The sequence below is a fragment of the Streptomyces sp. CO7 genome (genome assembly GCF_053474865.1).
Genome location: NZ_JBRIOU010000011.1, coordinates 108,715 through 115,490 on the forward strand (window position 1 = coordinate 108,715; position 6,776 = coordinate 115,490).

Annotated in this window: 5 protein-coding genes; 3 read left to right on the forward strand and 2 right to left on the reverse strand. The window is 72.2% G+C overall.

Features of this window, described 5'->3' with window-relative positions:
* The first annotated feature begins 91 nt into the window (after positions 1–91).
* The 3 genes from ACOV8S_RS29575 (at position 92) to ACOV8S_RS29585 (ending at position 3,810) form a co-directional block, all read left to right on the forward strand.
* Positions 92–628, forward strand: a complete 537-nt coding sequence (locus ACOV8S_RS29575) for an NUDIX domain-containing protein (protein ID WP_448321550.1) — start codon at positions 92–94, stop codon at positions 626–628.
* A 136-nt stretch (positions 629–764) separates the two neighbouring features.
* The gene (locus tag ACOV8S_RS29580) at positions 765–2,732 is read left to right on the forward strand and encodes an acetoacetate--CoA ligase (RefSeq protein ID WP_448321551.1); all 1,968 of its coding nucleotides are present in this window, start codon (positions 765–767) and stop codon (positions 2,730–2,732) included.
* Positions 2,733–2,847: 115 nt separating this feature from the next.
* Positions 2,848–3,810: a hypothetical protein gene (locus tag ACOV8S_RS29585; RefSeq protein WP_448321552.1), complete on the forward strand. Its 963-nt coding sequence runs from the start codon at positions 2,848–2,850 to the stop codon at positions 3,808–3,810.
* A 70-nt stretch (positions 3,811–3,880) separates the two neighbouring features.
* On the opposite strand, the gene ptsP is transcribed toward ACOV8S_RS29585, so the two are convergent.
* Together ptsP and ACOV8S_RS29595 are read right to left on the reverse strand one after the other, a co-directional pair.
* Positions 3,881–5,557, reverse strand: a complete 1,677-nt coding sequence (gene ptsP, locus ACOV8S_RS29590; protein WP_448321553.1) for a phosphoenolpyruvate--protein phosphotransferase — start codon at positions 5,555–5,557, stop codon at positions 3,881–3,883.
* A gap of 121 nt (positions 5,558–5,678) precedes the next feature.
* Entirely contained in the window at positions 5,679–6,131 is a 453-nt protein-coding gene (locus tag ACOV8S_RS29595) for a PTS sugar transporter subunit IIA (protein ID WP_448321559.1), read from the reverse strand.
* Positions 6,132–6,776 lie beyond the last annotated feature (645 nt).

The window sequence follows — 6,776 nt, forward strand, 5'->3', positions numbered from 1 at the left end:
CGTCTCGACCGCCGGCCGCCCACCGCCCCGCCCTTGCCCCCGTCGACCCGATCCGGCGGCGGGGGCGGCGCGGATCGGATAGATTCCGGCCGTGTCCGCCTCCCCGCACCCCGTCGCCGTCCACCCGCCGGGCTCCCACTGCTCCGCCTGCGGAACCCGCTACGGCGAGGCCGTCTCCGGCTGGCCCCGCACCTGCCGCGCGTGCGGAACGGTCGCCTACCGCAACCCGCTCCCGGTCGCCGTCGCCCTGCAGCCGGTCCGCGACGCCGAGGGGACCGGCCTGCTGGTCATCGTCCGCGCCATCGAGCCCGCGCTCGGCGGCACCGCCCTGCCCGGCGGCTTCATCGACCACCAGGAGGACTGGCGGCGGGCCGTGGTCCGTGAACTCCGCGAGGAGACCGGCCTGGTGACCGAGGCGGCCGACGTCCGTCCGGCCGACGTGCTGAGCTCGCCCCACGGCCACCTGCTGGTCTTCGGCCTCCTCCCCGAACTGCGCGCCGCCTCGCTCCCGCCGTTCGTCCCCACCTCCGAGACCACCGACCGCACACTGCTCCGCGAGCCCGCCGACCTGGCCTTTCCGCTGCACACGGTGGCCGTCCGGAACTGGTTCGAGGGCCGCTACTCCTGACCACCCGCGTGGTGCGGCACCCCACACATCAGCCGGGGACTATGTGGCGGGCACCCTGGTACCGAAGACGATCACATGGCATCGTCCTCTCTGCCGCGTCATGCGCCCACAGGCGCTGGATCCCGGGAGTCGCACCATGTCCACGCAGAACCCCGCCCCGCTCTGGCAGCCCACGCCGCAGCGGGCCGCCGAGGCCCGGATCACCCGGTTCCAGGCCTGGGCCGCCGAACACCACGGAGCCCCGGCGGACGGCGGATACCCCGCCCTGCACCGCTGGTCCGTGGAGGAGCTGGAGACCTTCTGGAAGGCCGTCACCGAGTGGTTCGACGTCCGTTTCTCCACGCCGTACACCCGCGTCCTCGGCGACCGTTCGATGCCCGGCGCCACCTGGTTCCCCGGCGCCACCCTGAACTACGCGGAGCACGCCCTGCGGACCGCCGCCGAGCGTCCCGACGACCCGGCGCTGCTCCACGTCGACGAGGCCCAGGAGCCGCGCCCCGTCACCTGGGCCGAACTCGCACGGCAGGTCGGCTCGCTGGCCGCCGAGCTCCGCGCCCTCGGCGTGCGGCCCGGTGACCGGATCAGCGGCTACCTGCCCAACGTCCCGCAGGCCGTCGTCGCCCTCCTCGCCACCGCGGCGGTGGGCGGCGTCTGGACGTCCTGCGCCCCCGACTTCGGCGCGCGCAGCGTCCTGGACCGCTTCCAGCAGGTCGAACCCGTCGTCCTCTTCGCCGTCGACGGCTACCGCTACGGCGGCAAGGAGCACGACCGCCGGGAGACCGTCGCCGAGCTGCGCCGGGAACTGCCGACCGTGCGCGCCGTCGTGCACATCCCGCTGCTGGGCACCGACGCCCCCGAGGGGACCCTCGAGTGGTCGGCGCTGACCTCCGCGGACACCGCCCCGGTCTTCGAGCAGGTGCCGTTCGACCACCCCCTGTGGGTGCTCTACTCCTCCGGCACCACGGGGCTGCCCAAGGCCATCGTGCAGTCCCAGGGCGGCATCCTCGTCGAGCACCTCAAACAGCTCGGCCTGCACTGCGACCTGGGACCGCGGGACCGGTTCTTCTGGTACACCTCCACCGGCTGGATGATGTGGAACTTCCTCGTCTCCGGCCTCCTCACGGGCACCACCGTGGTGCTCTACGACGGCAGCCCGGGCTTCCCCGACACCGGAGCCCAGTGGCGGATCGCCGAACGCACCGGCGCCACCTTCTTCGGCACCTCCGCCGCGTACGTCATGGCCTGCCGCAAGGCAGGGGTGCACCCCTCGCGCGACCACGACCTCTCCCGGGTCGGCTGCGTCGCCACCACCGGCTCGCCGCTGCCTCCGGACGGCTTCCGCTGGCTGCACGACGAGGTCCGCGAGGATCTGTGGATCGCCTCCGTCAGCGGCGGCACCGACGTCTGCTCGTGCTTCGCCGGCGCGGTGCCCACCCTCCCGGTCCACATCGGCGAGCTCCAGGCGGCCGGACTCGGCACCGACCTCCAGTCCTGGGACCCGAGCGGCGAGCCGCTGACCGACGAGGTCGGCGAGCTCGTCGTCACCAACCCCATGCCGTCGATGCCGGTCCGCTTCTGGAACGACCCCGACGGCAGCCGGTACCACGACAGTTACTACTCGACCTACCCCGGCGTGTGGCGCCACGGGGACTGGATCACCATCACCTCCCGCGGGTCGGTGGTGATCCACGGTCGCTCCGACTCCACGCTGAACCGGCAGGGCGTCCGGATGGGCTCCGCGGACATCTACGAGGCCGTCGAGCGGCTCCCGGAGATCAAGGAGTCGCTGGTCATCGGCGTCGAGCTGCCGGACGGCGGCTACTGGATGCCGCTGTTCGTCCACCTCGCGCCGGGCGCGCACCTCGACGAGGCGCTGGTGGACAAGGTGCGGCTGACCATCCGCGAACAGCTGTCGCCCCGCCACGTCCCCGACGAGATCATCGAGGTCCCGGGCATCCCGCACACCCTCACCGGCAAGCGCATCGAGGTCCCCGTCAAGCGGCTGCTGCAGGGCGTGCCCATCGAGAAGGCGGTCAACCCGGGGTCCATCGACGACGTCGGACTGCTGGCCTTCTACGAGGAGCTCGCCCGCAAGCGCGCCTGAGCCGCCGGTACCGCCGGGGTGCGGGCCCGGCCCTCCGCCGTCGCCACTGTCACTGTCAGTGGTGACGGTTACGGTGAGTGAGCAATGATCGACCGCTCGCACACTTGGGGGAACCATGGCCCGTACCCACGCCGAGACCGACCGCGCCACCCGTACCGATCACAGCTCCCGCTCCGGGCGCGGGCCCCGCGCCCGACGCGGCGGTCGCCGCAACCAGCGCCGTGTCCTGCGCCGCGAGGTGGCCGGCACCGTCGGCCTGCTGACCGACGAACAGGACTTCGCGGCCATGCTCCGCTACCGGAGCTTCGCCTTCGACGACCACCGGACCTACCTCGACGAGATGGAGTCGCTGCTCAGGTCGAGGGCCGCCCAGGGCAGCCACACCAGCGTGGCCCTCTTCGACCCGGCGGAGTACGAGCTCTGGTGCTGCGAGGCCGGACTCGACCCCGACGCGGTCGCCAGCCGCGCCCGCTTCACCGCCGAGCTCGCCGCCGCCGGGCCGACCGTGCCCTACGACGGCCGCCCCCTCGCGGACCTGCTGCCGGACCTGGTGGAAGAGGCCGTCCGGCAGGCCACCTGGGAGTACGCGACGGAAGTGCTGGCCGGCCTCGGACCGTGCCCCGACTGCGGGGAGGACCTCGGCCGGCTCGCCCTCGCCCACGCCGCCACCCTGCTGGCCTCGGCCCTCGACACGGCGCCCCCGGGCTCCCTCCACCTGGTCTGCAGTGTGAGCGCCCTTCCCCAGGCGCTCTTCAGCATCCTCGACGCCGAGCGGGGAGAGGACGGCGACGTGGAGATCGACGAGGGCGAGGCCCTGGAGTTCACCGCCGTCCTTGCCCTCGGCATCGCCACCCGCAGCCCCGGCGGCCTGGTGCTCCGCAGCGTCGGCCCGGGCCGGTCCGACCAGGTCCACGGCTGGCGCCTGCGGCCGGAAGGGCTGGAACCGCTCACCGCCGGCGAGGTCTTCGACGCCTACTGCACCGACGTCACCACCGGCGAACCGATCGCACCCGAGTCGGACGTCGACTACTGCGCGCCACCCGACCTCGGAGTGGTGCCGCCGTACCACCCGCACTGAGCAGTCCGGGGTACTGAGCGGTCCGGTCCACCGGCACCCGGCCCTGCCCGGGCGGCTGTCCGGGGGCGCCTCACTCCCCGGACAGCACCGCCCGCGCCGCGAGCCTGGCCTCTTCAGGGCTGTCCGCCGACCGCGCCGCCGCGGCCGCACGCCGGCACTGGGCCAGGGTGCAGGTGGCCAGCGCCGCGCGGACCCGCGACAGCGCGGCCGGAGCCATGGACAAGGAGGTGACCCCGAGACCGGTCAGCACGCAGGCGAGCAGCGGATCCGCCGCCGCCTCGCCACACACGCCGCAGCTCTTCCCCTCGGTGCGGGCGGCCTCCGCCGTCATCGCCACCAGATCGAGCAGCGCCGGGTGCCACGGGTCCTGCAGCCGCGACAACGAGGACGCCTGACGGTCCGCGGCGAAGGCGTACTGAGCCAGATCGTTCGTGCCCACGGAAAGGAACTCGACCTCACGCAGCAGCGCACGCGCCCGCAGCGCGGCCGACGGCGTCTCCACCATGACGCCCACCGAGGCCCGGACCCCCGCCGCCCGGCACGCCTCGGCGAAGGCGCAGGCATCGGCCCGGTCGGCCACCATCGGCGCCATCACCTCCAGGTGCACCGGCAGACCCTCGGCCGCCTTCGTCAACGCCAGCAGCTGCGTCCGCAGCACTTCCGGGTGCTGCAGCAGCGTCCTGACCCCCCGCATGCCGAGGGCCGGGTTGGGCTCGTCTGCGGGCGTCAGGAAGCCGAGGGGCTTGTCGGCGCCGGCGTCGAGCACGCGCACCACCACACGCCGGCCGGGAAAGGCGGAGAGCACCTCCCGGTAGGCCTCCACCTGACTGCTCTCGGAAGGAGCCTCCTCACTGCCGGGGGTGCTCAGGGCGAAGAACTCGGTCCGCAGCAGTCCCACGCCCTCGGCCCCGGCCTCCAGCGCGGCCTCGACGTCGGCGGGGCCGCCGATGTTGGCGAGCAGCGGCACCAGGTGACCGTCGGAGGTGCGGCCCGGATCCTTCGCGGCGGCCAGCTCGGCCTTCCGCTGCTCGGCCAAGGCCCGCAACCCGTCCTGCCGGGCGGCGGACGGGTCCACGATCACCTCACCGGTGCTCCCGTCCACCGCCAGCACCGTGCTCTCCGGCAGCTCCGCGGCGCCGGGCACCCCGACCACCGCCGGCACACCGAGGGCCCGGGCCAGGATCGCGCTGTGGCTGGTCGGCCCGCCCTCCTCCGTGACGATGCCGAGCACCAATGCGGTGTCCAGGAGGGCGGTGTCCGCCGGAGCCAGGTCCCGTGCCACCAGCACGTACGGCTCGTCGCTGTCGGGGACGCCGGGCATCGGCACCCCGAGCAGCCGCGCCACGATCCGGTTGCGCACGTCCTCCAGGTCGGCGACCCGGCCGGCCAGGTACTCACCCGCGCCCAGCAGCAGATCCCGGTATGCCGCACAGGCGTCGTACACGGCGCGCTCCGCGGTGCTCCCCACCGCCACCCGTCGCTCGACGTCCGCCAGCAGCTCGGGGTCCCGGGCCATCAGCGCCTGGGCCTCCAGCACGGCCTGCGCGTCGCCGCCGGCCAGGAAACCCCGAGCGGTGAGATCGGCGGCCACCGCCTGCAGGGCCTGGCGCGCCCGCCGCTGTTCCCGCGGGGCCTCCGAGCCCGGGATCTGCCGGGCAGGCGGCTCCAGTACCGCCGTCCCCATGTGCCGGATCTCCCCGATCGCCACACCGTGGCTGACCCCTACGCCTCGCAGCGTCGTCTCCATCTCACCGTCCACTCGTGCGAGAGCGCACCTCGCTGGTGACGCCCGGTTGATCTCTGCATGCCAGTGTGGCTGCCCGAGGCCCACGGGGTCACAAGGGGCGGGGCCGGGCGGAGGCCCCGCGTCACTCCCAGTGGAAGAGCCGGTCGCCCGGGGCCACGACACCGTCGTCGGCCGGGAAGCCGGTCAGCGCGTCGACCACGGCCTCCAGCGCGACCACCGGGCAGACCGTCGACCTGCCGGACGCCTCCACGGCGCCCGGGTCCCATCGGACGACGCCGTCACCGCGCCGCACGGCGTCTCCCTTCCGCAGCAGCGGCTCGAATCCCTCACCGTTCAGCTGCACGGTGTCGACCCCGAGGTGTACGAGCACGGCCCGCCCGTCGTCCGCGACGACGACGAACGCGTGAGGATGCAGGGACACGAGAGTCCCGTCGAGGGGAGCGACCGCGACCGCCCTGTCCGTCGTAGGCATCACTGCCAGGCCGGGTCCTACCATGGCTTCGGCGAAGACAGGGTCGGACACGCTCTCCAGGGCGACGACCCGGCCCGCGAGGGGCGATGTCACGGTGAGCATCAGAAGAGGCCTCCAGAGCCGACGACAGTCACAGCCCGTGATCGGGCACCGCGCAGGATGCAGGGTATGCCCCGGTATGCCCCGGATCCGTGCCTTGACGCCGTCTGGTGCCAGAAGAGGGACCTCGTGAGCGATTTGCCTCTGGGCGCGGAAGGTGTGTAGAGTCTTACACCTGTTCGGAACAAGCGACTGCGAGAGATCGCACCAACGCACCCCGGACAGCACCCCAACTCCTTCAGATCTTCCTCCAAGATCGGCTCTTCGGTATGTGCCGGAGACGGTGATCGAAGAAGAGAAAAAGACTGATAGAGTCGGAAACGCCGGAAAGGGAAAACGCCGAAAGGCGAAGGACCTGGAAAGCACCGAGGAAATCGGAACGGAAACGGTCTGATAGAGTCGGAAACGAAGGAAGCGCCCGGAGGAAAACCCGAGAGGGTCAGTACAAAGGAAGCGTCCGCACCTTGAGAACTCAACAGCGTGCCAAAAGTCAACGCCAGATATGTTGATACCCCGTCCAACCGGTTCCGGTTGGTCGAGGTTCCTTTGAAAAAACACAGCGAGGACGCTGTGAACCGTCGAGCTTATTCCGCTCGCGGTTCCGCTCATCGTGGTGTCACCCGATTACGGGTAAACATTCACGGAGAG